29 protein-coding genes and 1 riboswitch are annotated in these 24,857 nt (G+C 66.8%); of the genes, 15 read left to right on the top strand and 14 right to left on the bottom strand.

The genetic code is table 11. The features are described from left to right. The first annotated feature begins 127 nt into the window (after positions 1-127). Both CH251_RS20285 and CH251_RS20280 read left to right on the top strand, forming a co-directional pair. Positions 128-811 carry a response regulator transcription factor gene (locus tag CH251_RS20285; RefSeq protein WP_094614751.1) on the top strand — a complete coding sequence of 228 codons (684 nt, stop codon included), beginning with the start codon at positions 128-130 and terminating at the stop codon, positions 809-811. Continuing rightward, complete coding sequence (locus tag CH251_RS20280) at positions 808-2,259, top strand: HAMP domain-containing sensor histidine kinase (RefSeq protein ID WP_094614750.1); 1,452 nt, start codon at positions 808-810, stop codon at positions 2,257-2,259. The genes CH251_RS20285 and CH251_RS20280 overlap by 4 nt, the downstream gene beginning before the upstream one ends. Here the strand turns inward: CH251_RS20280 and CH251_RS20275 are convergent, their stop codons facing one another. Together CH251_RS20275 and CH251_RS20270 are read right to left on the bottom strand one after the other, a co-directional pair. After that, positions 2,260-2,745, bottom strand: a complete 486-nt coding sequence (locus CH251_RS20275) for a GNAT family N-acetyltransferase (RefSeq protein ID WP_094614749.1) — start codon at positions 2,743-2,745, stop codon at positions 2,260-2,262. Positions 2,746-2,754: 9 nt separating this feature from the next. Further along, complete coding sequence (locus CH251_RS20270) at positions 2,755-3,495, bottom strand: 1-acyl-sn-glycerol-3-phosphate acyltransferase (RefSeq protein WP_094614748.1); 741 nt, start codon at positions 3,493-3,495, stop codon at positions 2,755-2,757. Between the two features lie 86 nt (positions 3,496-3,581). Between CH251_RS20270 and CH251_RS20265 the strand changes: the two genes are divergently transcribed. After that, a complete protein-coding gene (locus CH251_RS20265; protein WP_094614747.1) occupies positions 3,582-4,451 on the top strand; it encodes a hypothetical protein in 870 nt (289 codons plus the stop codon). Positions 4,452-4,495: 44 nt separating this feature from the next. Here the strand turns inward: CH251_RS20265 and serS are convergent, their stop codons facing one another. Together serS and CH251_RS20255 are read right to left on the bottom strand one after the other, a co-directional pair. After that, on the bottom strand, positions 4,496-5,749 hold the full coding sequence (serS, locus tag CH251_RS20260; RefSeq protein WP_094614746.1) for a serine--tRNA ligase: 1,254 nt from the start codon (positions 5,747-5,749) through the stop codon (positions 4,496-4,498). An 11-nt stretch (positions 5,750-5,760) separates the two neighbouring features. Beyond that, positions 5,761-6,153, bottom strand: a complete 393-nt coding sequence (locus tag CH251_RS20255) for an ankyrin repeat domain-containing protein (protein WP_094614745.1) — start codon at positions 6,151-6,153, stop codon at positions 5,761-5,763. A 34-nt stretch (positions 6,154-6,187) separates the two neighbouring features. On the opposite strand from CH251_RS20255, the gene CH251_RS20250 reads away from it, so the two are divergent. Both CH251_RS20250 and CH251_RS20245 read left to right on the top strand, forming a co-directional pair. After that, a complete protein-coding gene (locus CH251_RS20250; protein ID WP_094614744.1) occupies positions 6,188-7,273 on the top strand; it encodes a septum formation family protein in 1,086 nt (361 codons plus the stop codon). A 13-nt stretch (positions 7,274-7,286) separates the two neighbouring features. Then, a complete protein-coding gene (locus CH251_RS20245; RefSeq protein WP_082073870.1) occupies positions 7,287-7,619 on the top strand; it encodes a metallopeptidase family protein in 333 nt (110 codons plus the stop codon). 173 nt (positions 7,620-7,792) lie between these two features. On the opposite strand, the gene CH251_RS20240 is transcribed toward CH251_RS20245, so the two are convergent. After that, positions 7,793-8,590, bottom strand: a complete 798-nt coding sequence (locus tag CH251_RS20240) for a CbtA family protein (RefSeq protein ID WP_094614743.1) — start codon at positions 8,588-8,590, stop codon at positions 7,793-7,795. Further along, positions 8,581-8,775 carry a CbtB domain-containing protein gene (locus tag CH251_RS20235; protein ID WP_032396459.1) on the bottom strand — a complete coding sequence of 65 codons (195 nt, stop codon included), beginning with the start codon at positions 8,773-8,775 and terminating at the stop codon, positions 8,581-8,583. The genes CH251_RS20240 and CH251_RS20235 overlap by 10 nt, the downstream gene beginning before the upstream one ends. 48 nt (positions 8,776-8,823) lie before the next feature. After that, a riboswitch (cobalamin riboswitch) is annotated at positions 8,824-8,979 on the bottom strand. A gap of 42 nt (positions 8,980-9,021) precedes the next feature. On the opposite strand from CH251_RS20235, the gene CH251_RS20230 reads away from it, so the two are divergent. The 4 genes from CH251_RS20230 to CH251_RS20215 all read left to right on the top strand — a co-directional run bounded on the left by CH251_RS20230 (position 9,022) and on the right by CH251_RS20215 (position 12,080). Further along, positions 9,022-9,588, top strand: coding sequence for a histidine phosphatase family protein (locus CH251_RS20230; protein WP_094614742.1), 567 nt, complete (start codon positions 9,022-9,024; stop codon positions 9,586-9,588). Positions 9,589-9,676: 88 nt separating this feature from the next. Further along, complete coding sequence (locus tag CH251_RS20225) at positions 9,677-9,988, top strand: PE family protein (protein WP_037186570.1); 312 nt, start codon at positions 9,677-9,679, stop codon at positions 9,986-9,988. A 62-nt stretch (positions 9,989-10,050) separates the two neighbouring features. Further along, on the top strand, positions 10,051-11,256 hold the full coding sequence (locus CH251_RS20220; RefSeq protein ID WP_094614741.1) for a PPE domain-containing protein: 1,206 nt from the start codon (positions 10,051-10,053) through the stop codon (positions 11,254-11,256). Further along, on the top strand, positions 11,253-12,080 hold the full coding sequence (locus tag CH251_RS20215; protein WP_094614740.1) for an ESX secretion-associated protein EspG: 828 nt from the start codon (positions 11,253-11,255) through the stop codon (positions 12,078-12,080). The genes CH251_RS20220 and CH251_RS20215 overlap by 4 nt, the downstream gene beginning before the upstream one ends. Here the strand turns inward: CH251_RS20215 and CH251_RS20210 are convergent. From CH251_RS20210 to CH251_RS20200, 3 genes are read right to left on the bottom strand one after another with little or no spacing between them, the layout of a single operon-like run. Continuing rightward, positions 12,073-12,738, bottom strand: a complete 666-nt coding sequence (locus CH251_RS20210) for a histidine phosphatase family protein (protein WP_094614739.1) — start codon at positions 12,736-12,738, stop codon at positions 12,073-12,075. The two genes, CH251_RS20215 and CH251_RS20210, sit on opposite strands and share 8 nt — an antisense overlap. Beyond that, on the bottom strand, positions 12,735-13,667 hold the full coding sequence (pheA, locus tag CH251_RS20205; RefSeq protein ID WP_094614738.1) for a prephenate dehydratase: 933 nt from the start codon (positions 13,665-13,667) through the stop codon (positions 12,735-12,737). Before pheA ends, CH251_RS20210 begins: the two co-directional genes overlap by 4 nt. A gap of 9 nt (positions 13,668-13,676) precedes the next feature. Then, on the bottom strand, positions 13,677-14,399 hold the full coding sequence (locus tag CH251_RS20200; RefSeq protein ID WP_094614737.1) for a hypothetical protein: 723 nt from the start codon (positions 14,397-14,399) through the stop codon (positions 13,677-13,679). Positions 14,400-14,596: 197 nt separating this feature from the next. Here CH251_RS20200 and CH251_RS20195 point away from each other — a divergent pair, with 197 nt between their 5' ends. From CH251_RS20195 to CH251_RS20175, 5 genes are all read left to right on the top strand, one after another. Continuing rightward, positions 14,597-15,364: a DUF2470 domain-containing protein gene (locus CH251_RS20195; protein ID WP_094614736.1), complete on the top strand. Its 768-nt coding sequence runs from the start codon at positions 14,597-14,599 to the stop codon at positions 15,362-15,364. Between the two features lie 34 nt (positions 15,365-15,398). Continuing rightward, positions 15,399-16,208, top strand: a complete 810-nt coding sequence (locus CH251_RS20190) for a CPBP family intramembrane glutamic endopeptidase (protein WP_032396467.1) — start codon at positions 15,399-15,401, stop codon at positions 16,206-16,208. A 397-nt stretch (positions 16,209-16,605) separates the two neighbouring features. Then, the gene (locus CH251_RS20185) at positions 16,606-17,865 is read left to right on the top strand and encodes an LCP family protein (RefSeq protein WP_373454976.1); all 1,260 of its coding nucleotides are present in this window, start codon (positions 16,606-16,608) and stop codon (positions 17,863-17,865) included. A gap of 30 nt (positions 17,866-17,895) precedes the next feature. After that, positions 17,896-18,456 (top strand): ferritin, encoded by a 561-nt coding sequence (locus CH251_RS20180; protein WP_094614735.1) that lies wholly within the window; start codon positions 17,896-17,898, stop codon positions 18,454-18,456. A 111-nt stretch (positions 18,457-18,567) separates the two neighbouring features. Then, the gene (locus CH251_RS20175) at positions 18,568-19,122 is read left to right on the top strand and encodes a ferritin (protein WP_094614924.1); all 555 of its coding nucleotides are present in this window, start codon (positions 18,568-18,570) and stop codon (positions 19,120-19,122) included. Between the two features lie 91 nt (positions 19,123-19,213). On the opposite strand, the gene CH251_RS20170 is transcribed toward CH251_RS20175, so the two are convergent. Genes CH251_RS20170 through CH251_RS20155 form a run of 4 tightly spaced genes read right to left on the bottom strand, consistent with a single transcriptional unit; the run spans position 19,214 to position 22,318 of the window. Next, entirely contained in the window at positions 19,214-20,125 is a 912-nt protein-coding gene (locus tag CH251_RS20170; RefSeq protein ID WP_094614734.1) for a DUF5926 family protein, read from the bottom strand. A 10-nt stretch (positions 20,126-20,135) separates the two neighbouring features. Continuing rightward, a complete protein-coding gene (locus tag CH251_RS20165) occupies positions 20,136-20,909 on the bottom strand; it encodes a glycerophosphodiester phosphodiesterase (RefSeq protein ID WP_094614733.1) in 774 nt (257 codons plus the stop codon). After that, positions 20,906-21,970: a DUF4328 domain-containing protein gene (locus CH251_RS20160; RefSeq protein WP_094614732.1), complete on the bottom strand. Its 1,065-nt coding sequence runs from the start codon at positions 21,968-21,970 to the stop codon at positions 20,906-20,908. Before CH251_RS20160 ends, CH251_RS20165 begins: the two co-directional genes overlap by 4 nt. Beyond that, positions 21,971-22,318 carry a rhodanese-like domain-containing protein gene (locus tag CH251_RS20155; protein ID WP_094614731.1) on the bottom strand — a complete coding sequence of 116 codons (348 nt, stop codon included), beginning with the start codon at positions 22,316-22,318 and terminating at the stop codon, positions 21,971-21,973. It lies immediately after the preceding gene. 286 nt (positions 22,319-22,604) lie between these two features. On the opposite strand from CH251_RS20155, the gene CH251_RS20150 reads away from it, so the two are divergent. Further along, the gene (locus CH251_RS20150) at positions 22,605-23,531 is read left to right on the top strand and encodes an LLM class F420-dependent oxidoreductase (protein ID WP_179273504.1); all 927 of its coding nucleotides are present in this window, start codon (positions 22,605-22,607) and stop codon (positions 23,529-23,531) included. 95 nt (positions 23,532-23,626) lie between these two features. Here CH251_RS20150 and CH251_RS20145 read toward each other — a convergent pair whose 3' ends face one another. Further along, a complete protein-coding gene (locus CH251_RS20145) occupies positions 23,627-24,688 on the bottom strand; it encodes an acyltransferase (RefSeq protein WP_094614923.1) in 1,062 nt (353 codons plus the stop codon). Positions 24,689-24,857: the final 169 nt, after the last annotated feature.

Here is a 24,857-nt window from a genome sequence, read left to right as displayed (position 1 = left end):
TTCACTCCTTGTTCGAGTCTGTGTCGTTCGTTTCGGTCTGTCATCGACCCTGCCGCCGCTAGCTGAAGTCACCCTGAAGCCGGCCGCATCTTCAGGATCACTTCAGCTGGTGGGTGACAATCGAGACATGACATACAGTTCCGCTCCCCGGGTGATGGTGGTGGAGGACTCGCTACCCATCCGAGAAGCGCTGGTGGCCGCGTTCGAGGACGCGGGATTCACCGCAGCGTCCTTGCCCGACGGCGACGACTTCGAGACCAGGATGGCGGGCTTCCGCCCCGATGTCGTGATTCTCGACATCATGCTGCCCGGCGCGCGGGACGGGTTCGCGTTGATCGGCATCGTCCGCCAGAGCAGCGATGCAGGAATCATCATGGTCACCGCGAAGGATCAGTTGGAGGACCGCCTGCGCGGATTGAGCGACGGCGCAGACGACTACGTGGTCAAGCCGTTTCAGCTCGACGAGGTGGTCGCGCGAGCGAAATCGGTGCTGCGCAGGCGCGGGAGATCCTCGGACGCAATCCAGGTGGGCGATCTACTGGTGGACGAATCCGCGGGGATCGTCACCCGCGCCGGTCACGTCCTCGACCTGACGGCCACCGAACTCCGGTTGGCAACCTTCCTCGTCGCGCAGCGCGGTCGCACTGTCTCGAAAACGTCCATACTCGAATCGGTCTGGGGCTACGGCGCGTACGACGCCAACCTGGTGGAAGTGCACGTCAGTGCGTTGCGTCGCAAGATGGAAGCCCACGGACCGCGGTTGATTCACACTGTCCGCGGCCTCGGTTACGCTCTGCGGGCCCCGCAGTGAACCGCACACCGACGCCGTCGTTGCGTACGCGAGTGGTCGCCACTGTCGTCGTCCTGTTCGCGGTACTTCTGGTGGTCGTCGGAACATCGGTGGATGTCGTTCTGGGTCAACAGCTTCGGCGCGATCTGGAGGCCCGGTTGACCGACAGGGCATCTCGTGCGGTCGAGCTCGTGGAGAGCGGCGTCGAGTCCGGCGATCTGGTGCAGTCTCTCCAGGGCGACGCCATCCGAGTGCGCGTCACCGCGGCGGACGGCACGGTCTACGGCGTTCCCGGCAGCGGACCGCCCGGGCCGGACATCAGGCCCGCCACCCCGGCTCCGCCCGCCGGTCAGTCGAAGGATCCCAACCCTCCCGGTCCACCCGATCCTCCTGCCCCGCCGTCGGATTCGTTGGAGATCACCGAGCCGCTGCCCGATGGATCGACGCTGTCGCTGCTCGGTGACACCACCGCGATCGCCGATGTTCGCCAACAGTTGCGCATTCTGATGGTGGGTGCCGGTGCAGTCACTCTGCTCCTGGCCGCCGCCGCGCTGATCTACGCGGTCAGGCGAGCACTGTCGCCCCTGGACTCGATGACGTCCGTTGCACGCCGAATCACCAACGGCGACAGAGGAAGACGGCTACTACCATCCAAGCCGAAGACAGACCTGGGCCGCACCGCATCGGCCGTCGACGAGATGCTCGACGCCCTCGAGGACGCCGAGCAGAAAGAGGCCGCGGCCGCGCAGGCGGCGCGCCGAGCGGAGGAAGACATGCGCCGATTCCTGGCCGACGCGGCACACGAACTGCGCACACCGGTGGCCGGGATCTCGGCGCTGGCTCAGTCGCTGCAGCGCGACGCCGAGCACCGCCCCGATCGGGTCGGCAGGTGGAGTGAACTGTTGGTCGGCGAGTCCGCCAGGGCGTCGCGCCTGGTGGGCGACATGCTCGATTCCGTTCGTGCAGAGAACACTTCGGAGCTGGAGCTGACCGACGCGGATCTCGCCGACGTAGTTCGACGCACCGTCGATCGCGCGGCCCTGCTGTCCCCGCAGGTCCGGTTCGAGGCCGACGGATCGCAACCGATACCGGTCAGGGTGGACGTGGGACGCGTCGAGCAGATCGTCTCGAACGTCCTCGACAACGCCGCTCGCTTCACGCCGCCCGGCGGTAGCGTCCGAGTGACGACAGGAGTCGATTCACAGGCATTCGTCACAGTCGACGACGACGGTCCCGGCGTCGCCGAAGCCGATCGAGAGCGCATCTTCGAGCGGCTCGTTCGACTGAACTCCGCGCGTGACCGGTCTTCCGGCGGCGTCGGATTGGGGTTGTCCATCGCACGAACGCTGGCGCGCGCCCATGGCGGCGAACTCGTCTGTGCCACAGGGCCTACCGGTGCACGATTCCGACTGACACTTCCTGGCCCTACGGGTCGTTCCGCGGGCTCCACCCCGGCGGACCACCGATAACTATTCGACGATCAAGTCCATCAGCAGACTGTCGTGCCAGCCGCCCGGACCCTTCTCGTATTTGCGCATGATTCCGACGGGCTCGAAACCGACTGCGCGGTAACAGGCTATCGCCACCGCGTTGTCGGCAGCGGGGTCGATCACCAGCCGGTGGTGCCCCAGGTCGACGGTCAGGTATCGCACTAGAGTCCCCACGGCATCCTTGCCGACGCCGCGGCCGTGCACTGCCGGGTCGAGGAAGATGTCGATCGACGCATGCCGGTACATCGGATCGGCCTCTTCGCCGTACTGGATCAATCCCACTGTCGTGCGGTCCAATTCGATGACCAGACGCTTCTCGTCGGGGTTGTCGAACGGCCAGTTCTCGTCGGCGTCCTCGTCGCCCCACCGCGCGTACACCTCGGGGGTGTGCAGTATTCGGCGTAGCTCCGGCACGTCTTCGGCGGCGACGGGCCGCAACACGACCCGTTCACCGCGGAGGTTCATCGACGTGCTCTACTCGGCCCGCTTGGCCGCACGGGCCGCGAGGTCCTGGGCGTCGAGCTTGTCGGCTTCCTCGAGAGTCGGGGCGCTTCCACCGAGGCGCGCCGGAACCCAGTAGGCCCCTGGCTCGTGGTGGTAGTTCTCCTGCAGCTCCAGCAGCATCTTCTGCATCACCGTCCGCAGTTTCTCGGTCAGCTCGTTCGGCGGACCGACCGGCGGCAACGGCTCACCGACGGCAATCGAGATGGGAGTGTTGGTGCGGCCCAACCGCTTCGGGTATCCCTTGGTCCACACGCGCTGCGCACCCCAGATGACCGTCGGGATGATCGGCACGCCTGCCTCGATGGCCATGCGCGCTGCGCCGGACTTGAATTCCTTGATCTCGAAGCTGCGGCTGATGGTCGCCTCCGGGTACACACCCACCAGTTCGCCGTTGCGCAGGCTCTGGACCGCCGACTTGTAGGACTCCGCACCGGCCCCGCGATCCACAGGAATGTGCCGCAGTGCGCGCATGATCGGGCCGGAGATCTTGTTGTCGAAGACCTCCTTCTTCGCCATGAACCGGATGTAGCGCTTGACCCGTCGCGGCGGAAGCCCGGCGTAGGTGAAGTCCATGTACCCGGTGTGATTGACGGCGATGACGGCTCCGCCGGTGGCAGGGATGTGTTCCTCGCCCTCGACGTCGAATTTCAGGCCCTCGAACGCGAACACTGTACGAGCGATGCCGATGACTGATCGGTAGACGGGTTCCACAGTCCGTTAGCGTAGTCGGTGGACGATGCCGGGGAAAAGGTCCGGCAGGTGACAGGTCCGGTCGAAAGCAACGGGGGAGAAACGACGTGAAGAACAGTGCGGCACCACCACGGCGGACCAGGGTCGTCCGAACCGCGCTGCCGCTGATCGCAACGCTCGCCCTGGTGGGAGCCTGCGATTCCGCAGTCGGACTGCCGTCCGAACAGTCCGGGGCGACGAGCAACACCACCGAGGCAACTGCGTCGACGACGACTCCGACCACGGCCTCCGCGACCACCACCACGCCCCCACCGATTCCGCCCGGCCCACCCGTCGGCGAGGTTCCCGGAAGCCCCGAGGCCGCGATGGCGCTGCGACCGTTCGTGAACGACCTCACCGGCGGCGGAATCGGCGTCGTCACGGCGCGGTGCTGGACGGTTCCGCCCACCGACATCCCGACGATGTACGTCGACACCGAGGCCATTCTCGCTGCCGTTGCCGCCCCCGGCGTCGACGGCCAGTACGCGGTCACGTGGACCGGGCCCACCGCGACGGTCAGCGTGAAACGTAGCGAGATCGCGTCCGGTTACGCGTGCCCCACCGTCTACCCCACCGGCACCGCCCCCGTGTTCGACGCGGCAGACGCGGTCTACACCGTCGATCGCTACCTGGGACGTCTGGCCGGGACTCCGGTCAACCTCGGCGATGTGGAAGAGACGTACCCGATCGTGTGCGACGGCCGTCGGACCTGGGATGCTCTCGGCACCGGCGCTCCCACTACCCCGCCGCTGGTCGACAACCCCGACATCCTGCCCGGCATCACCTCGTTCGACCCAGACAGCGTGTTCGTCACCGGGCAGAACGGCATCTACACCCAGGTCAACGCAGACATCATCGACGCCTCCGGGGTGTACCAGAACCGCACGTTCGTGCTGGCCATCGGCGGTGAGGGCTACTGCATCGGCGACATAGCCTGAGCCGACCCAACTAGCGCAGGAGTAAAGCCTGCGGAACGACCCAACTAGCGCAGAACGTCCGTTCCGACGAAGGGCACCAGGGCCTCGGGGACGCGGACGGTGCCATCGGCCTGCTGGTGGTTTTCGAGGATCGCGACGATCCAACGGGTGGTTGCGAGGGTGCCGTTGAGCGTTGCCGCGGTCTGGGGCTTGCCGTTCTCGTCGCGGTACCGCACGCCGAGGCGTCGGGCCTGGAACGTCGTGCAGTTCGAGGTCGAGGTCAGCTCGCGGTAGGCCTGCTGGGTAGGAATCCAGGCCTCGCAGTCGAATTTGCGTGCGGCCGAGGAGCCGAGATCGCCGCCTGCGGTGTCGATGACGCGGTAGGGCACCTCGACGGCGGCGAGCATGTCCTTCTCGTACTCGAGCAGCTTCTGGTGTTCGGCGGCTGCGTCCTCGGGCTTGATGTACGAGAACATCTCGATCTTGTCGAACTGGTGCACTCGGATGATGCCGCGGGTGTCCTTGCCGTAGCTACCCGCTTCGCGGCGGAAGCACGACGACCATCCGGCGTACCGCTTCGGGCCGTCGGCGAGGTCGATGATTTCGCCCGAGTGGTAGCCGGCGAGGGCAACTTCCGAGGTTCCGACGAGGTAGAGGTCGTCGGCTTCGAGGCGATAGATCTCGTCTGCGTGTGCACCTAGGAACCCGGTTCCCGACATGATCTCCGGCCGCACCAGCACCGGCGGGATCATCATGGTGAACCCGTTCTTGACGGCCTTCTGCGCGGCGAGCTGCAGCAATCCCTGCTGCAGCAGTGCGCCATAGCCGGTCATGAAGTAGAAGCGCGAGCCCGAGACCTTGGCTCCGCGTTCCATGTCGATCAGGTTCAGCGACTCGCCGAGCTCGAGGTGATCCTTGGGCTCGAAGTCGAACTCAGGGAGATCGCCGACGGTCTCGAGCAGCACGAAGTCGTCTTCGCCACCCGCGGGTGTGCCGTCCTGGACGATGTTGGAGATCGCGCGGTGAGCCGTGTCGAGGGCTGCGTCGGCCTCGGCTTCGGCTGCCTGGGCCGCCTTCACTTTGGCGGCGAGTTCCGATGCTCCGGCGAGCAGACCCGGACGGTCCTCGGCGGATGCCTTGCCGACCTGCTTTCCCAACGCCTTCTGCTCTGCGCGCAGCTGATCGCCGGCCAGAACCGCGGCCCGGCGGGATGCGTCGGCATCGAGAAGTGCGTCGACGAGAGCGGGGTCCTCGCCTCGGGTGCGCTGCGAGGCGCGCACTGCATCGGGATTCTCGCGAAGGAATTTCAGGTCGATCACGAGAGGGAACCTTACTTGCCGAGCAACCCCAGGTAGTCCTCGCGTCCGAACATGGTGGCGGCATCGATCGCCGACGGGTGGCCGCCGTGTGGATCGGCTCCACCGTCGACGAGCACGCGCACCACGTCGTCCTCACCTTTGAAGACCGCGCCCGCGAGTGGGGTCTGCCCTTTGTCGTTGGGCTTGTTCACATCGGCACCGCGCTCGACCAGCGCACGCACCGCATCGGCGTGCCCGTGGTACGCGGCGAGCATGACCAGTGTGTCGCCCGATTCGTTGTGCAGATTCACCGGAACGCCTGCGTCGACGTAACTCGCCAGAGCGGACGCGTCACCGGTGCGGGCCATTGCGAACAGTCGGCCGGCGAGCTCGCTGAGGTCGTCGTCACCTGTTGGGTCGCTCATGAGGACCGAACATACTCGGGCATGATGGAGGGTGATGTCCGGATACGAAACAGACCCTCCGCCGAGCGAGAAGTCTCGGCGAACACTGTCTGCAACCACAGCTCGACGTGGGCTCGCCATGGTTGCGGTCGGTGCGGTGCTGGCCGCCGGCGCGACGGTTTTTCTCTCCGACGGGTTCTCGACCCCCGAGAAGATCACCACCCATGCGACGGCCAGCGGGCCCGCGACCGATGGCCCCGTCTCGGCGTCCTCCTTCGGTGCCGCCGATCCGGGCGCATGCCTGCAGTGGACGCCCACCGACGATCCGGAGACGGACCGACAGGATCTCGCCGAAGTACCGTGCGCCGACCCCCATCGCTTCGAGGTGGCCCGCGACATCGACATGAGCGTCTACCCCGGCGTCGAGTTCGGACCGGGCTCGCCGTATCCCGGCTCCATCCGGTTCAGCGAGTTGCGCGACGAGCACTGCGCGGCCGCCGTCAACGACTACGTCGGAGCCAAGTTCGACCCCAACGGCCGCTTCGGCGTCGGGCTGATGTTCCCCAGCCAGGCCGGGTGGGCCAAGGGCGAGCGGACGCTGCGCTGCGGGGTGCAGATGCCGTCGAACACCGGTGCGCTGATGGAGATGACCGGCTCGATTCTCGACCAGGACCAGTCGAAGGTCTGGCCGACCGGCACCTGCGTCGGCATCAACCAGAACGTGCCTGCCGATCCGGTGGACTGCTCGGCACCGCACGCGTACGAGGTGGCGTCGGTGATCAACCTGACGCAGCAGTTCCCCGGCGGCCACCCGTCCGAGGGCGACCAGGACGCATACCTGGAAGGCACGTGCACCGACGCCGTCAACGGCTACCTCGGCTCGGACACCGCACTGCGAGACAAGACGCTCACCCTGTTCTGGGACACCATCGACGTCGCGAGCTGGCTCGCCGGAAGTCGCCAGGTGACGTGCTCGGTGGGTGCCGAACTCGACTCCGGCGGCTTCGCGACCATCGTCGGCACCGCCAAGGGCGACATCCTCATCAACGGTGCAGCTCCCGTCCCGCCGCCCTCCGCTCCCGACGGCCGCGCACTGCCGACACCGCTGCCCGGCGCCGCACCGATCACCACCGGAGGGTGACATTCCCACCCACATGACCCGCGTCGACTTCGAAGAAGCCGTGTCCGACGCGCTCGACACCCTGCCGCGTGAGCTCACCGATTTCATGAACAACGTGGTCGTGCTCGTCGAGGAGGAACACCCCACCGAGGACATCCTCGGGCTGTACGAGGGCATCGCGCTCACCGAACGCTACGAATACAGCGGACACCTACCGGACGTCATCACCATCTACCGCAAACCGATCCTCGAGATGGTCGACGACGAAAACGAAGCCCGACGGGAAATCGCGATCACCGTCGCCCACGAAATCGGACATCACTTCGGCATCGACGACGAGCGACTGCATCAACTCGGATTCGGCTGAGCGCACTCGCCCGTCCCTCGCGCCCGCTCACCCTCGGACGCGTGAATGGACCATTGCACACGTCTGAGCGGTGCAATGGTCCATTCACCCCGGCCGACCGGGCGGGCCACACTGCGTCAATGGCACTTTGCATACGTCTGAGCGGTGCAATGGTCCATTGACGCGGAATCGGGCTATGCCGCGACGGGCTCCTGGCGGATCGGGCGTACTGCGCGGTCGGTGAGGAATGCGAATCCCAATCCCAGGGCCAGCCACAGCGTCGCCTGGGTTGCCAGTGAGGACAGTCGGAATTCCCAGAGCAGGGTTGCCGGGAAGTCCGTGCCGACCTCGTTCACACCGGGCAACAGCGCATAGCCGATGCCGACCACAATCAGGAACGCCAACAACGGCGCGCCGACGCGAACCGCCATCGAATGCTGCGACGCCACGACCTTCGCGACGTAGATTCCCACTGCGACGGCCAGCAAGCCGAGAATCACCGTCGCCAACCACAGCCACGTGCGCTGGGTGATGGTCTCCGGATCTCCGACGGCAGGCGGATTGGCCGGGTACTTGAAGAACGGCACCGCTTCGATGGCCAACCATCCGGCTCCGGCCCCGACGAGGGCGAGTACCGATCCCGGGAGGGAGCTGAAGCGTCGCCCATAGTGCAGTGCCGAGGCGAAGATCGCGCCGAGAGCAAGGCCTGCGAGTCCGGTCGCGAGGAACAGGCCGACGCGCTGCCCGTCCCGGCTGACGAGCGCGTCGTCACCGTGCGAATGCGCGGCAGGGTCGGCGTCGGCTCCGGTGTGATGGTCGTCGGTGCCTGCTGCTTCTTCGATGGCGATGGCCGAGTCGATGTGCGGTTCACCGACGACGAAGGCGACGGCTCCGGCGAGCAGGCCTGCGACGAGTCCGGCGAGCAGACCTCGCAGCAACAATTGGACGAAGGTGCCCTGCAGTGTCGGGCCGTGGGTGTCGGTCAGTGGCATGGCAGGCCCAGCAGGTGGCGGCCGTCGTGCATCAACTCGTGCATGTACATGCCACTGCGGGAGATCGCGCCCTGATCGAAACCGACGAGGTAGAGCACGACGAAAGCGAGCAGGATCGTTGCGGCGACGATGACGGCAAGAGCTGCCGACTCCGTCGTATTACTGGGTGCGTGAATGATTGCCATGGTGTCCTCCTGGGATTGTGCGTCCCGTAGTCCCCGCTAAAAAAGCGAGGACGGCCATGCGATGTACGAGTTTTCTGACTCTCGAATTCGGACATCTGCCCGACGTCGATCACAGTGGCGCAACCGCTCCGGATTTTCACCGGATTACCTGCGTACATCGCGTCTAACCTGCGAACTGTGGCACCGAACGCGACGCTGTGTCAATCGCTGTCCTGACCTCCCGCAGCTCGGTGCCACAATGGCACGGTGTCTGCGCCCGTGACCCGACTGATCCTGGTGAGCCACGCCAGAACCGCCGCGATGCGCACCGGCCGGTTTCCCGGCGACGAGCCACTCGACGACGCGGGGCTGCGCGACCTTGCTGCGGTGACCGACATTCCCCGCGTCGACCGCGTCCTGTCCGGACCGGAAACCCGCTCGATCTCCACGGCCCGCATCTTCGGATCGGACATCTCGGTCGAGCCCGCGTTGGCCGACATCGACTACGGCCGGTGGTCCGGTCTCGAGATGACCGATCTGCCCGACGCCGACGCGATGGCCTGGCTGGGCGATCCGGCGTTCGTTCCACCGGGTGGCGAGTCCCTCGACGCGTTGTTCTCTCGTGTCGAGACGTGGCTGAAGGCTGACGGATCGACGCCGGGCCGCACGCTGGCGGTGACCTCTCCTGCCGTCGTCCGAGCCGTGGTGGTGCTGGTGTTGGCGGCCCCGGTGTCCTCGTTCTGGCGCATCGACGTCTCCCCGCTCACGCGCACGGCAGTCAGCCGTCGAGGCGGCGCGTGGACTGTGAGCTCGACGGCTCAGAAGTTCGTCTGAATTTTTCTCGCGTCGAGGGAACCAAACCGAACACGGCGGCGTCCTACCTACCGACAGCGCAAAGTTCTTCGATCAGGGGGCGTGGCTCATGACCGTCATCAAGGTGGATCCGGTGGCACTGCAGCTCGCTGCCTCCGAGCTGGATGCGGTCGCCGCTCGCCTGCAGGCAGCTGTCACTGCGACGGCAATTCCCGTGCGGCCACTGCCGCCCGGCACCGACGAGGTGTCGCTGCTGACCGAGCGATTCTTCGGCACCGCGGCCGAGACCTTCGGACCCGCTGCGGCGCAGGGTATTTCGGAGTTGCACCGGGCGGCCGAGGAACTGCGGAAACAGGCCGCGGACTACGTGGCCACCGACGACGACACGGCCGGGGGCCTGCCCGGTCTACCCGGCATCTGACGCACGAACTCGACCGCAGCAGAAAATTCGACACAACGCTCGAACATCATGGGGGCCAGAGGATGACGCTCGGAGTGACAGGTGTGGTGTGGCTGCCACGCACGGCGACGGGAAACTCGACGCGATTGCTCGGTCCTGGACCGGTGCCGTTGCATGTCGCCGGTGGGGCGTGGGGTTCGGTCGCCGCGGCGTTCACCGAGGCATCGGCGAGTATCGCCGCCGTCACCGCGGCTCTGACCGCAGGCTGGGAAGGCGAGTCGGCGTTGCTAGCTCAGGCTGCGCTCGGTCGTTTCGCGACCTGGACCGCCGCCACGGCAGTGAAGGCAGCGGCGCTCTCGGTCGAGGCCCCGGCCGCGGGCACCTCGTACGGTGTCGCATTGGCGACCATGCCCTCGCTCGTCGAAATCGGAGCCGTGCAGGCCGCCAAGGTCACCGCGGCCTCGACGGGTGGCGTGATGAACGGCAGCTACGAGGCAGCCGAGGTGGCCGACCGACTGCTCGACATCCGCGCCGCGATGGTGATGGAGGGCTTCGAGTTGGTCTCCTCGCACCGCATCGTCAAGACCACGTTCGATCAGCCGCCGGCCATCGTCTCCGATTCCGGCACCGGTCTAGGCAAATTCGCGAACGGCGCGCTGATGACATCTCCGGTTCAGGCCGCGATCGGTGGCTTGATGGCCGCAACCCAGAACCCCGGCGTGGCCGCTGCTGCTGGTCAGATCGGTAGTGCTGCCACCTCCATCGCCAGTACCGGCGTGTCCACCGTGGCCACCGCGGCGTCCAACATCGGGTCGAGTGCACTGTCCGGTGGCGTCGGGGCCGGTGGTGGATTCGCACCCGGTGGTTCGGCATCCCCTGCCGTCGGCCCGGCGTCCACGCGTCCGGTGTCGTTCGGCGGCGGGGCAGGTGGAGCAGGCGGGTTCGGCGGCGGCGTCGGAGTGCCCGGTTCCGCGTTGGGTCCCGCAGGTGGTGGCTCGATGCCGGCCGGTGCAGGCCAGAACGGTCCGACCGCGTTCGGCGCACCCGCCCCGGCCGATGGCGGCCTCGCTCAGCGCAGCACGGGCGCGGCCGGCGCTCCGGCCTCCGGCACACGCGGGCAGGCCGAGGACGACGAACACGAGACCCCGGAGTACCTCAAACAGTTCGAGCACTTCGCGGACGGCCGCACCGTTGCGCCGTCCGTCATCGGCGCGGATCCGACCCTGCCGCACACCACCACGCAGCCCCACACCAACACACTGCCGGAAACCAGCGGGAACGGCCGTTGATCGACTTGGGAACCGTGCCGGTGGGCCACACACTGCCGATCGCCTCACTCGGTACGGACGAGATGGACTTCCTGGTCGACGAGCTGTCGATCGCCGAGCTACCCGTCGTCCTGAACGTGTTCCCGCGTTTCGACGACGCTGCTGCGCGGGATTCCGCGTTGGAACGTGGCCGCTGTGCGCTCGACTCGGCCGGGCTGTTGTCCGACGGCGGCGTCCACGAGGATCTTCGTCAGTGGCTACGAGTTCTCGAACAACCTCACTGGTACGTCTCGGCCCGTGTGTTCGACGTCGAGAGCGCCGAGCCGGTTCCGGCCACTCGGATCTGCGTTGCATCCGACGGTCGGATGACGGTGTCGGCGGTGCGGCGGGACGACGTGGTCACCGTCCGCGCTGTTCACGGTGATCCGGCCCAAGACCTCGCGTCGTCGATCGGCTCGGCTGCGTCGTTCGACCCGGGCAGCATCAACGCGCCAACCGATCTGCTGGCCGAAGCACTCGATGCGGCACCGACCGACGTCGGAGCGACCGCGTCTCGGCTACGTGGAATCGGGATAGCGGACGACCGCGCTGCGGCCCTGGCGTCGGCGATGGCCACCTGCGCCGGCAGAACCGAGATCACGGCCGTCGCCCGTAGGCACGGCACCCGCCATGTGGCCAGGAGACCCGTCGCCCTGTTCGACACCCGACCCGGACGTATCGTCGCCACCTCCGCCCTCGCCGCCGACGGCACGTCGTGGAGTTCCATGACCGGCGCAACGGATCGCAGAGTGACTGCCGCCCTGGCCGAGCTGATCGCGTCGGCGCAGGGCCTTCTCGCTAGCTGATCGGGTTGTCGGCCTTGTCGCTGCCCTTGCCCTCGAACGGTGGCGGGAACGTGCCCCACCGTGCGCAGGACCATCCTCCGTCGGGTAGCGGCAGCAGCTCGACGGTGTGGGTGTTGTCGAGATGGTTGTCGGCCGCGAACGTGCCATCGACGCCTGCCAGTACCGCCGCGACCAGTCGGATTGCGGCACCGTGACTGACGACAACGACGTCGCCTGCGGTGTCGTCCCCCAGGTACTGCGCGCGGAGGCCGTCGAGCACCGGGACGTATCGCTCCAACACCGAATGTCCGCTGTCGCCTCCGGGCACGGTCGCCGCCAGATCTCCGGCATGCCAGCGACTGAAGATCTCGGTGAACTCCCGGTGCGCGTCCGGGTCGTCGCGGTCTTCCAGATCTCCCGCGAAGGTCTCCTGGATTCCCTCGGCCACCAGCAGGGGAACCCCGGTCGCGCGCTCGATGTAGCCGGCAGTCTGCTTGGCGCGCAACGCAACCGAGGACACCAGCACGGCGGGCGGGCGTCCGATCCAGGTCTGCGCGTAGGCCTCGGCCTGCTGGTGCCCCAGCTCGGTGAGCTCGGCTCCCGGCGGTGAGGTGTCCAGTATCTTCGCGACGTTTGCTGTCGTCTGACCGTGCCGGACCAGTATCAGTTTTCCCATCACAGATCACCGCGTCCGGCACGAACGTCTGCGACCCACTGCACGTGTTCGTCGGTCGGCGGCGGTACCGATCCGCCGGTTCCCGTTGCAGTGGGCCAGGATCCGAGGAACCGCAGAGGCATCTTGCGGTGGAATGCAGCCAGCATCTCCGCGACGAGCGGGTCGTCGATGTGTCCGGCGCAGTCGATGAAGAACCTGTACGTTCCGAATTGTGAACGGGTGGGCCGTGATTCGATGAAGGTCAGGTCGATGTTGCGAATTCCGAACTCGGCCAACGCTGCCGGCAGCGTGCCCGGATCGTTCGGCGGCTCCAGTACCACCGAGGTTCGATCGGCTCCGGTGCGCGCAGGCACCGATTGCGGCGCGGTCACCAGTACGAAGCGCGTCCGCGCGCCCTCCACGTCGATGATTCCGTCTGCCAACCGTGGCAACTTCAGACGCTCACCGGCGAGCCGAGTCGACACCGCAGCATCGACCATCCCCGCCGCAACATCCTCTGCCGCACCGGCATTGGACGATGCGGACTGCACAACCGCGTCGGGCATGGTCGCCTGCAGCCACTGACGGACCTGGTTGAGTGCGATCGGGTAGGCGCTGACCGTGCGGGCCGAGTCGAGGGTGACACCGGGACCGCCGAGGATGGTGAAGGCCACCTCGATCTCGGTCTCGGCGACGATCTGCAATCGCCGGCCCTCCGACAACGCGTCGAGCGTCGGTGGAACCGCCCCCTCGATGGAGCTTTCGATGGGGACCACGGCCGCATCGGCCGCACCCGATCGCACGGCCTCGAGCGCCGCAGGCGGGTTCGACGCCGATATCCGCTCGACCGTCCCGTCCAGACCGACCGCGCCGAACGTTCCGAGCCTCTCGAACTGCGCGAGCGCCATCTCCGTGAACGTTCCCGATGGGCCGAAGTAAGCGATGCGAGGCACGCCTCGAGGTTACGTGGTCGACGTCCCCGAAGCGATCAAACCGACGTCGACGAGCCGCGCGCGGGCAGCAGCAGCGTCGACGATCTCGATTCCGAGCAGCACCTCGCGCACCGCCTCGGCGGCCTTGGGGATGAGGGCCCGCAGTGCGGCGACGTTCGGAGCAGCCAGAGCCGCGGCGATGTCGTCTCCGCGCAGCGACGCCACCGTCGCGGCAAGGATCGCGAGCACCTCGTCGCCGGAGTCGGCGCGGGCGACGAGGCCCACATCGGCGTGCGAGACCACCGCGAGCACGTCGGCGATGCGCCGCGGGGTGTCGCCGACGCTGATGCCCGGGGTCCGGTGGGCGAGGACGACGGCCTCCGCGGTCTCGGCCACGTCGATCGCGTCGAACATCGGGAAGACGACCAACGGCGAGGGCAACCGCAGCGTGAGCGCATCGGCGAGATGCTCGGCCGGAGCATCGACGTCGAACCGAACGGCCTCGTAACCGCCGGTCCGACCTGCCCGGAGCTCGTCGGGGTCGATGTCGAGATGCACCACGACGCGCCCGAGATCGTCCGATTCGGACAGTGCGAGCAGGGTCGATGCCCGAACGACGGGCGGTCCGTACTCGGCTCCGCGCGGGGCTGCGGCCGGCGAGTCGGCGTCGGCACAAATCGGCTGCAGCAGTCCGTGGACGAGCGCATTCGGGTCGGGTCGGTGTGGCACACCGAGGGTCAGCGGAATCGGCACGCCTCAACGGTAGCCCCGGCTCTGGGTCGTTCCGCGGGCTCCACTCCTGTGGCCTGGGTCGTTCCACGGGCTCCACTCCTGTGGCCTGGGTCGTTCCACGGGCTCCACTCCTGTGCACGGTCTTGCGATCCTCGCCACACCACGCTAACTTAGGTTTGCCTCACCTACTCGCATGACCGATCGCATCGGAGGAGCCCATGCTCGGCGCAACCACAACCGGACCGACCACTGCCGAACGCGTGCGCAGTGCCTGCATGCGCGCCGAGGGTGCCGCCCTGGCCATCGACGGCAGCGACCCGGTGATCACGACCCTGCACCACCTGCGACCCAACGGGGAGATGATCCTCGCCGTCCCCACCGACTCCCTCGACAGTGCGGTCACCTGGCAGTCCTCCCGTGCCGGAACGCCCGCCGTCCTCGAACTGACCGATCACGCTCCGCTCGCCCTGCGTGAACCGGTGCGGTCGTTGGTGTGGCTTCGCGGCGATCTACGCCCGGTTCCGGAATCGCTGATGCGGCCCATGGCCGGAGCGGTGGCCGCCGAACATCCGCATCCGGCCCTGCTCGACGTCGGTCACACCACCTCGCTGATGCGGCTGATCGTCACCTCCGCCGTGGTCGCCGACAGCACCGGAGCGGAACCGGTCGACGTCGACACGCTGCTGGCTGCCGAGCCCGATCCCTTCTGGGAGATGGAGACCAGCTGGCTCGAGCACCTCGACTCCGACCACCCGGACTTGCTCGCCCAATTGGCCCGACGCCTCCCGCCGTCGCTGCGGCAGGGCCGGATCCGGCCGCTGGGCATCGACCGCTACGGCATTCGGCTGCGGATCGAAGGCGAATGCGGCGACAACGACGTTCGGCTGGGATTCGCCGAGCCCGTCGAGGACGTCCTCTCACTCAGTCGCGCGCTGCGCGTTCTCGCCGGTTGCCCGTTTCTGAACGGGCTACGCGCCCGCGGCTGACACCTCACTGCACGAAACAGGGCAGACTCGTGCGGTGATCGACTTCAAGAGCTGGTTGACGCCACCGCCGCCCGCGAGCACGGCTCCCCCGCCCGATGCCCGCGAACGCACCACCATCAAGGTCGAGATCGCGATCGTCCTGCTGGTGACGTTCGGCCTGAGCGGCATGAGCAGCATCCTCTCGCTCGTCGAGGACGCGCTGCAGACCGCTGCCCTGTCCGATCAGACCGTGGCGCTGAACTCGTCGCGGTCGAGTTTCAGCCTGATCGATCTCCTCTTCCAACTGCTGAGCATTCTGCGTCTGTGCGCCTGGGGTGCCCTGGGGTTGTACCTGCTGTGGCGAGCCGATCTGGCACCCCGAGCGATCGGTTTGGCCCGGCCGCGGCTGAAGATCGATCTCGGTCACGGCGTCGGACTGGCCGCACTGATCGGGCTACCCGGGCTCGCGCTGTATCTGGTGGGCAACGCCCTCGGGTTCAATCTGAACGTCGTTCCCAGTGCCCTCGACGACCACTGGTGGCGCGTGCCTGCACTGATTCTGTACGCGCTGGCCAACTCCGGTGCCGAGGAGATCATCGTGGTGGCATACCTGATCTCTCGCCTGCGCAGACTCGGTCTGAGCGAGAACGCGTCCCTACTGTGCTCGTCGCTGCTGCGCGGCAGCTATCACTTCTATCAAGGCGTGGGCGGTGGTGTCGGAAACTTCCTCATGGGCCTGGTGTTCGGCCGCTACTGGCAGCGCACCGGCAGACTGTGGCCACTGCTGATCGCGCACGCTCTGATCGACATCGTCGCCTTCGTCGGCTACGCCCTCCTGCGCGAGCATCTGTCGTGGCTCCCGTGAATCGAACCTCGAGGAAGACCGCTGTTTCCTCGACGACGGTTACAGTCGATCCGTGAACGACGACGATCGCTACGGACGGCACGGCGCGCCGGACCGGCGCACGCCGCCTCCCGGTCGAACGCCGCCACCGAACCGCACGCCGCCAGCGGACAGATCCACGCCCGGCCGGCACGGTCGTCCCGATCCTGCGCCCCAACCCGGACGCGCCGCAGGTCCACCCCCGCACCAGCCTCCGGGTCCACCACGGCCCCGTCAGCAGCCGCCCGGTCACCAGCCGCCCCCGCCACGGCCCAACCGTCCGCCGCCCGGCCAACAGCCGCCCCCACGTGGGTATCGTCCGGGCCAGCCGCCGCCGGAGGGCACCGAGTTCATCCGACGCGACGGCCGTCCCACTCCCATGCCGGAAGGGCCACCTCGGCCGGCACCCCTCCCGCGCCACAGCCCTCAGCAGGCCTGGTCGCAGGCACCCGAACCCCGATCGGCACAGTCGAATTCAGCACAGTCGGATCCTCCGAATTCGACGCGTCAGTACTCACGTTCCCAGGACGATCCACCGGGTCGCACCGGGTATGCGCCGCGTCAGCAGCCGGAGCCGTTCACCGAGGAGCGCAGGCAACCGGCGGCACCTGCCCAGCGAGCCCTGCGCCGTCCCGAACCTGCTCGGCCGCAACGTGATTCTCGGCCACCGAAGGTGGCCAAGCCGCGCAAGCGCCGACGCTGGGGTCGACGCTTCCTGATCGTGTTGCTGGTTCTCGTGCTGGGCATCGGCGGTGTCGTCTACTACGTCGACAGCTCGTTGACGCGCGTGGACGCCCTCACCTCGTATCCCGGGCGCATCGGCGACACCCCCGGCACCAACTGGCTTCTCGTCGGGTCGGATTCGCGAGCCGGCCTGACGCCGGAGCAGGAAGCCGCGCTCGCGACCGGCGGCGAGGTGGGCCCGAGCCGCACCGACACGATCATTCTGATCCACGTCCCCGAGGGCAGCGGCGCGCCAACGATGGTCAGCCTGCCGCGCGACTCGTACGTGTCGATTCCGGGCAACGGCCAGGACAAGCTCAACGCGGCCTTCGCATTCGGTGGGCCGCCACTGCTGGTACAGACGGTCGAGGGTGCAACCGGTGTGCACATCGATCATTACGCCGAGATCGGATTCGGCGGCTTCGCCGGGATCGTCGACGCGGTCGGTGGAGTGAACGTGTGCGTGCAGAATGCGATCGACGATCCGTTGGCGGGCATCAACATCGCCGCCGGCTGCCAGGATCTCACCGGAGCCGAGGCGCTCGGATTCGTGCGATCTCGCGCGACGGCATTGGCCGACATCGACCGTATGAACAACCAACGCGCGTTCATGTCCGCCCTCCTGGAAAAGGCAACCAGTGCTTCGACTTTCCTCAACCCACTGCGGTTGTGGCCGCTGATCTCGGACACCGCGTCGTCGTTGAGCGTCGACGAGGGAGATCACATCTGGAATCTCGCCGCATTGGCCTGGGCGATGCGCAGCGGTCCGGTGACCACGACGGTGCCCGTCGGCGGATTCCAGGACTCCGACGTCGGAAACGTGCTGCTGTGGGACGACACTCGCGCTCCGGCATTCTTCGACGCCATCGCCCAAGATCGCGAGATCCCGCCGGAACTGCTGACCGGCGGCCCCTGAGGGCCACAGCACAACGGTAGGTTGTGGACCATGACATCGCCGTCTGCCCAGCCCGCCGCCACCCCCGGTACGTCGTTCCACGATCTTCTGCGCGCGCAGGTGCGGCACGAGTTCACCGCATCGCAGCAGTACGTCGCCATCGCTGTGTGGTTCGACCGCAACGATCTACCGCAGCTGGCCACGCGCTTCTACGCGCAGTCCGCCGAGGAGCGTCGGCACGCAATGATGATGATCCGCTTCCTCATCGACAACCGGCTAGAGGTCGACGCGTCGGGCATCGACGACGTGGTGACGGCATTCCAGTCGGTCGTCGAACCGGTGGAACTGGCGCTGGCTCAGGAGTCGACGGTGACCGAACAGATCACGGCGCTGGCGCGCGCTGCCCGGGCCGAGGGTGACTACATCGGCGAGCAGTTCACCCACTGGTTCCTCACCGAGCAGGTCGAGGAGGTCGCGGCGATGCAGAGTCTGCTCAACATCGTTCGCCGGGCCGGAGCCAACCTGTTCGACATCGAGCAGTACGTCGCTCGCGAGATCGGCTCCACGGTGATCCGCGCCACCAACGCCCCGAAAGAGGCCGGGAGCGCGTAGCGTGCGCCCTGCTCAGAGCGGACATTTAGGATTCACTGTATTAGGCTACGTTCGCCTCAATAAGGTTCGACTTGGATGACAACGCCTCTGACCAGGCATATCGTCCTCGTCATGAGCGTAGACATCAAAGAAACCAGCCACACCAAGTTCCATGCACTTCTTCGCGACCAGATTCGCAACGAGTTCAACGCCTCGCAGCAGTACATCGCCACCGCGGTGTACTTCGCGAATGTCGACCTGCCGCAGCTGGCGAAGCACTTCTACGCGCAGTCGGTCGAAGAGCGCAACCACGCGATGATGATCGTGCAGTACTTCCTCGATCGTGACATCACGGTCGAGCTGACCGGCGTCGACGCGTCGAAGTCCGTCTTCACCGATCCGCGTGAGGCCATCGCCTTGGCGCTGGCGCAGGAAGAGACCGTCACCGAGCAGATCATCGCTCTGGCGAGCACCGCACGCGAAGAGGGCGACTACCTCGGCGAGCAGTTCATGCAGTGGTTCCTCAAGGAGCAGGTCGAGGAAGTTGCCAGCATGAAGACGCTGCTGAACATCGCCGATCGCGCGGGCCACAACCTGTTCGATCTCGAGCAGTTCGTTGCCCGTGAGATGAACACCAGCGTGGTCGCCGATTCCGGCGCACCCACCGTTGCCGGCGGATCGCTGTAGATCCCGCCGCAGCCGAAGGGCGAACAGCTCGCTCATACGGGTGGCCGCTCGAACAGGAATTCCTTGTTCGCGCGGCCACCCGTTTCGCGTTCTAGCGCAGAGTGACCTGGCGTCCGCGTAGGCCGTCGCGCGAACGCAGCTGCGCCGCCGTGAGCGGAGCGTCGACAGCCAGTGCCTCGGCCAGCTTCTCACCGAATTCTTTTGTGGGCGCTGCCCATTCGGTTGGGTGCATCTCGGGATCGAGATCGAACACCGGCACCAGCAGCCCATGTGTGCGGAACGAACCGGCGTAGCGCGAGCCCTCACCCAAGTTGAGATCACCCGCGGCGTGCAGCCGCGCGAGGGCGAGCATCACGTCGTCCTCGCTCTCCGGACGGACCCACCGGATGTGCGCCTTGTCGCCTGCATCCACCCACCACGCCGCGACGACGCCGTCGGCCTCGATCCGCGCCGAGGGCATGATCGCCTGGTTCGCGCGCTCCACGGTGGCAGTCACATCGGCTGCGGGAGTTGTATTTTCGGGAATCCACCAGTTGAAGTCCTGATGGACGGTGATCTCGAGCAGCGCGGACGCGTCGAGCACCTCGGTCAACGCGGGGGTGCTGTCGCTGACCTTCGCGGCTTCGAGCGACTCGCCCGCGGAAGCGGTGGACGCCCATCCGAGCGCGCTACTGATATCTGCTGCAACGTCTTTCGACTGGTTCTGCACCTGAAGGCCGACGAATCCCTCGACGCTATCCGCGTCTTCGCGCACCAGTGCCGCGACGGCACCGGGCAGCACCGTTGCCAGCGTGATGGTGCGACCGTCCACAGTGATCGGCGCGGTTGCCGTCGCCGACGGGACGAACTCACGCAGCGCTACGAGGTCGCATTCGGCAGCAAGGCCTTCGAACGGGCGAGTCGACGCCGATTCGATGCTCGCGCGTTCTGCTTCTCGCTGCGCCAGCTTCGCTGCGCGGTTGCTGTCCTGCTTCGGTCCACTGTTTCTTTTGCTCTTACCCACGCCCGAAAACCTACACGTTCTTCGATTCGAGCCAGGCTCGCGTTCGACCGGGATGGTTGGTGGCGATCCACCCGACGCCGAGCTCGCGGCACAGGTCCACGTCCTCTTTCTCGTCGACGGTCCACACGTAGCTGGCCCGGCCGGACGCTGCTGCGCGGTCGATGAGGCCAGGGTGCTCGCGCAGCGCGCGTATCGACGGACCGACGGCGGTGGCCCCGACGGTCGTCGCCGCTCCCCCGCCTAAGTAGTGCGAGCTGTCGCCGAGGAGCACTGTCGGCAGCATCGGAGCAGACCGCCGTACGCGCCAGACGGCCGACGGCGCGAACGACATGATGACCGCGCGCGAGTGGTCGGCCGATGCGGGCGCACCGATGCCGAACGTGTGCAGCTCGGCGAGAACCTTGCTCTCGATCAGCGAGCCGTACCGCACGGGATGCTTGGTTTCGATGAAGAGTTTGACCGGCTTGCTGGTCCAGTCGAGGACCAGCGAGACGAGGTCGTGCAAGGTCAGGAGTTCGGCGGGTTCGTCGGCGTCGCCGTAGTTCAGTCGGGCGAGATCGGCGAAGTCCATCTCGCTGACGATGCCGGTGCCGTTCGAGGTTCGATCGACGCGGCGATCGTGCACGCACACGATGTGCCCGTCCTTGGTGAGCCGCACGTCGCATTCGACGCCGTCCGCTCCCTCGCGCAGCGCGAGGTCGTAGGCGGCGAGAGTGTGTTCCTTCTTGGCCGCCGACGCACCTCGATGCGCGACGACCAGTGGCCCACGCCGATCGGGACTCACGACGCCGTCACCGCCTCGGGCTGCTTCTCTTCGGACCGGTCGGTGTCGGCCTTCTCGATCTCGGCCTTCTCGGCTTCGGGCTGTTGCTTCGGCTTCTGTTCGGTGCCGGTGGCGATCACCCAGCGGGTCGGTCGCGACAGGGCGGAGCCGCGCAGCGTGCGGCCTTCGAGTCGGCGCATCACGGCCAGGGTCAGCACGGCCGAGACCGCGGCCACCAGTGCCACGAACGCCGACAGCAGAACTCCGTCGGCTCGGGCCTGGAGGGAATCGCGCAGGTTCCACAGCAGCTGGACGATCACCAGCGCGTTGCTCGCTGCCCAGAGCGCCCACCAGATGCGAACCAGTGTCAGTTCGCGGTGCACGTCGGCATCGGCCCCGCCCCGAAGACGGACCACCTCGGTGAGGTAGACCCCTGGCATCACGATGCGAACCAGCGGCAGCATCGACAACAGCAACATCGTGCGTACCGATCGCGGATCGGTGGAGCCGGCGGCAGCGAAGGTACGTCTGCGCTGGTCGATCAGCCAGCAGGACGAGGTGATCAGCGCCGCCAGACCGATGACGAGTGCCCCGACCTGGGCGAAGTACACCAAGGCGTCGGACACGGCCAGGGTGATCGGCGAAATCAGGCGCACGCGGTTGTGCAGCAGGATGCCGTACCGGAACACTTCGGCGACCGCGGCGAGCCCGAGCAACATCGCGGTGACGAGGACCAGGTTCTGAGCGTGTGCGGCGTACCGCTCGACGCGACCGACGCGGCGATCGGCCTCGGGATCGCGGGGGATGTCGCGCAGACCCCAGGTAGGCGTCGAGGTGTAGTGCGGTGTCGGGGTCGGCGATGTCGATCGGCCGCGACGCTCGGCACTACTCGACGAGGTCGCCGGGCGGGCTACCCATCGGAAGTTGCGGGCACCTTGCGCGGGCGCCCTGCTGGACACCGGCGAGAGCAGGACGCCGTGGCAGCGGGGACACCAGGTACCCGGCCGTGCGCCCACAGCCCAGCGGGTGCTGCAGCGGGCACAGACCTGGAACGCCTGAGCGCGTCCCTGCGGTGCCGACATCTAGATGATTCTCGCTTCGTGGGCGTCGTCGCGTTGGATCGGTCGACCAGCGGCGTGCCAGGCGAGCATGCCACCGTCGACGTTGATCGCGTCGTAACCCACGCGGTTGAGGTATTCGACGACGCGCGCCGAGCGACCACCGGCTTTGCAGACGACGTACACCTCGGATTGATTGTCGATCTCACCGGCGCGGGACGGGATGTCGCCCATCGGGATGTGAACGGCGTCGGGTGCGTGTCCGGCCTGCCACTCGTCGTCCTCGCGCACGTCGAGCAGGATGGCCGCCGACGGGAACGGCACCGGGAGACGATCGACGGTGACGGCAGGCGACTGCTCGGGATGAGACACACCTCGATCTTGTCACGCGTCCGCGCGGGCCTGCCACCCGTGTCCTCGCGACCGAAGCGCCGTCGCGCTATGACCTACGTCACTGCAGTCACACAAGTTATCCACAGTATCCACAGATCGATCCACAGAATCGGGGCCCGTGCCGGTTTCTATCCACAGGTCAAAGCTTCGAGCCGGTCTCGCGGTGTACCGAATACCAACTCGGGCTGTGGATCGATGGTGATTTGACACAGCCGTCGTCTGCGGTCCCGATAATCCGCTGTTTAGGCTGGCGAACATGACTTCCATAGAGCTGCGTGTCTTCACCGAACCGCAACAGGGCGCCACGTACGACGAACTGCTACGCGTCGCAAAAGCTGCTGAAGAGTTCGGCTACGGCGCATTCTTCCGGTCCGACCATTACCTCGCGATGAGCGGCGACGGCGGCCCCGGCCCCACCGACGCCTGGATCACCCTGGCCGGGCTGGCCCGCGAGACCTCGACCATTCGGCTCGGCACCCTCGTCACCTCCGCGACGTTCCGCTACCCGGGGCCGCTGGCCATCAGCGTCGCCCAGGTCGACGCCATGAGCGGTGGTCGAGTGGACCTCGGCCTCGGAGCCGGCTGGTTCGAGGACGAGCACAAGGCGTACGGCATTCCGTTCCCGCCGCTCGGCGAACGCTTCGACCGACTCGAAGAGCAACTGGCCGTCGTCACCGGACTGTGGAACACGCCCGTCGGCGAGACCTTCTCGCACGCAGGCACGCACTACCCCGTCACCGACTCCCCTGCGCTGCCCAAGCCGGTGCAGACACCCCACCCGCCCATCGTCATCGGCGGCGGAGGCAAGAAGCGCACCCCGGCACTCGCCGCGAAATACGCCGACGAATTCAACATCCCCTTCGCCTCGCTGGCCGACACCGAGACCCAGTTCGGTCGCGTCCGCGCAGCCTGCACAACCGCCGACCGCGACCCCGACTCCCTCGTCTACTCCAACGCCCTCGTCCTCTGCTGCGGCCGCACCGAAGAAGAAATCGCACGACGCGCCGCCGCCATCGGCCGCGAGGTATCCGAACTACGCGAGAACGGTGCCGCAGGAAGCCCCGCCGAACTCGTCGACAAGATCGGCAGCTTCGGAGCCATCGGCGCGACCCGCGTGTACCTGCAGACCATGGACCTCACCGATCTCGATCACCTCGAACTCGTCGCATCCGAGGTTCTCCCGCAGCTCTGACCCCCAACGAATCACGCCCGCCGAGTCCACTCAACGTGACATTGACTGCCCAAAAGTCCACTGAACGTCACATTGAGTACCCATGGGGGCCTCGGTCAGGCGGCGGATCGGGCGCGTAGGCGTGCGTAGTGCGCGCTGATGTGTCGTGCAGCCGGCAGTTCGATCCAGCGGTACATGATTTCGGCGAGTGCGGCGGTGCCGGCCAGGAATGCCAGGACTGCTGCGCTGGGGCCCAGGTGCGGTTCGACGGTTGCGTAGATGCGGTAGAGCACGAGGGTGTGGATCAGGTAGATCGCGTAGCTGCGGGTGCCGATCCATCGGATGACGGGCCAGCGGGTGATGGGTCCGTCGTATCGGGCGAGGATCAGGACGGTGCCGGTGACGACCAGCAGGGTCCAGAGGTAGGTGTCGCCCATCCAGAAGGTGTGGACTTCGATGGCGAGTCGGATCACTTCGATCTGCGCGATGACGCCGACGACGACCCATCGCCAGGTGATCAGTCGTGCCCATCCGAGGTAGATGATCTGGCCGAGGAACAGGGTCGGGAGCACTCCTGCGACCTTGGTCAGGAACGGAATCGTGTAGGGCTGCGGTAGGTAGAGGTTGTAGACGATCACCAGGACGCACAGTGCTGCGCCGACCAGTGGCACCGCGATGGGCCTGGTGCGCAGTGTTCCGCGCATGGAGATGCAGTAGAGGTAGAACGCGATCTGCACGACGAGGGTCCAGGTGACACCGAGGACGGCGACCTCGGGTCGGAGGAAGAAGCCGCCGAGGAAGAAGCTGAGAAACGCCTCGCCGTTGGTGATGCCGGGTTGGCCGCTGAACATTCCGTTGAGGCCGAGCTTGACGAGGATGACGGCCATCGCGACGGCGAACCACAGGGCCGGTACGAGGCGGGCGAGGCGCGCGACCATGAAGTCCCGACGCGATTGCCGCATGGCGGATCGGGTGATCAGCAGGCCGGTGAGCAGCATGAAGATGCTGACGCCGACGAAGGACAGGTGCATGTTGAGGCCGGCGTCCTGGATCAGAACGGTGTCGACGACGTCGATCATCCACCAGCCGCCGCCGATGTCGTCGAGCAGATAGAACGAGATGTGCGAGTACAACACTGCGAGGACGGCTATGACACGGAGGAGGTCGGCGCCGTTCATCTGGACTCGGGGCGCGTCGACGGGCTGTGTGGCGGCGGAGTCGTCGACCGTGTTCTGGCTCGGCCGGTCCCCGTTCACACCCGCGAGTTTAGGTTCCGTTCATCTATTGGACCAATCCGCAGCTGCTCCGCAACTGTTTCGTGATATTCGGAGCGGATTCACAGCCGAA

The organism is Rhodococcus sp. 06-462-5 (assembly GCF_002258315.1).
Classification (GTDB): domain Bacteria; phylum Actinomycetota; class Actinomycetes; order Mycobacteriales; family Mycobacteriaceae; genus Rhodococcoides.
Note: the sequence above shows the minus strand (reverse complement) of the source record. Positions and strands in the feature narration are given on the sequence as shown.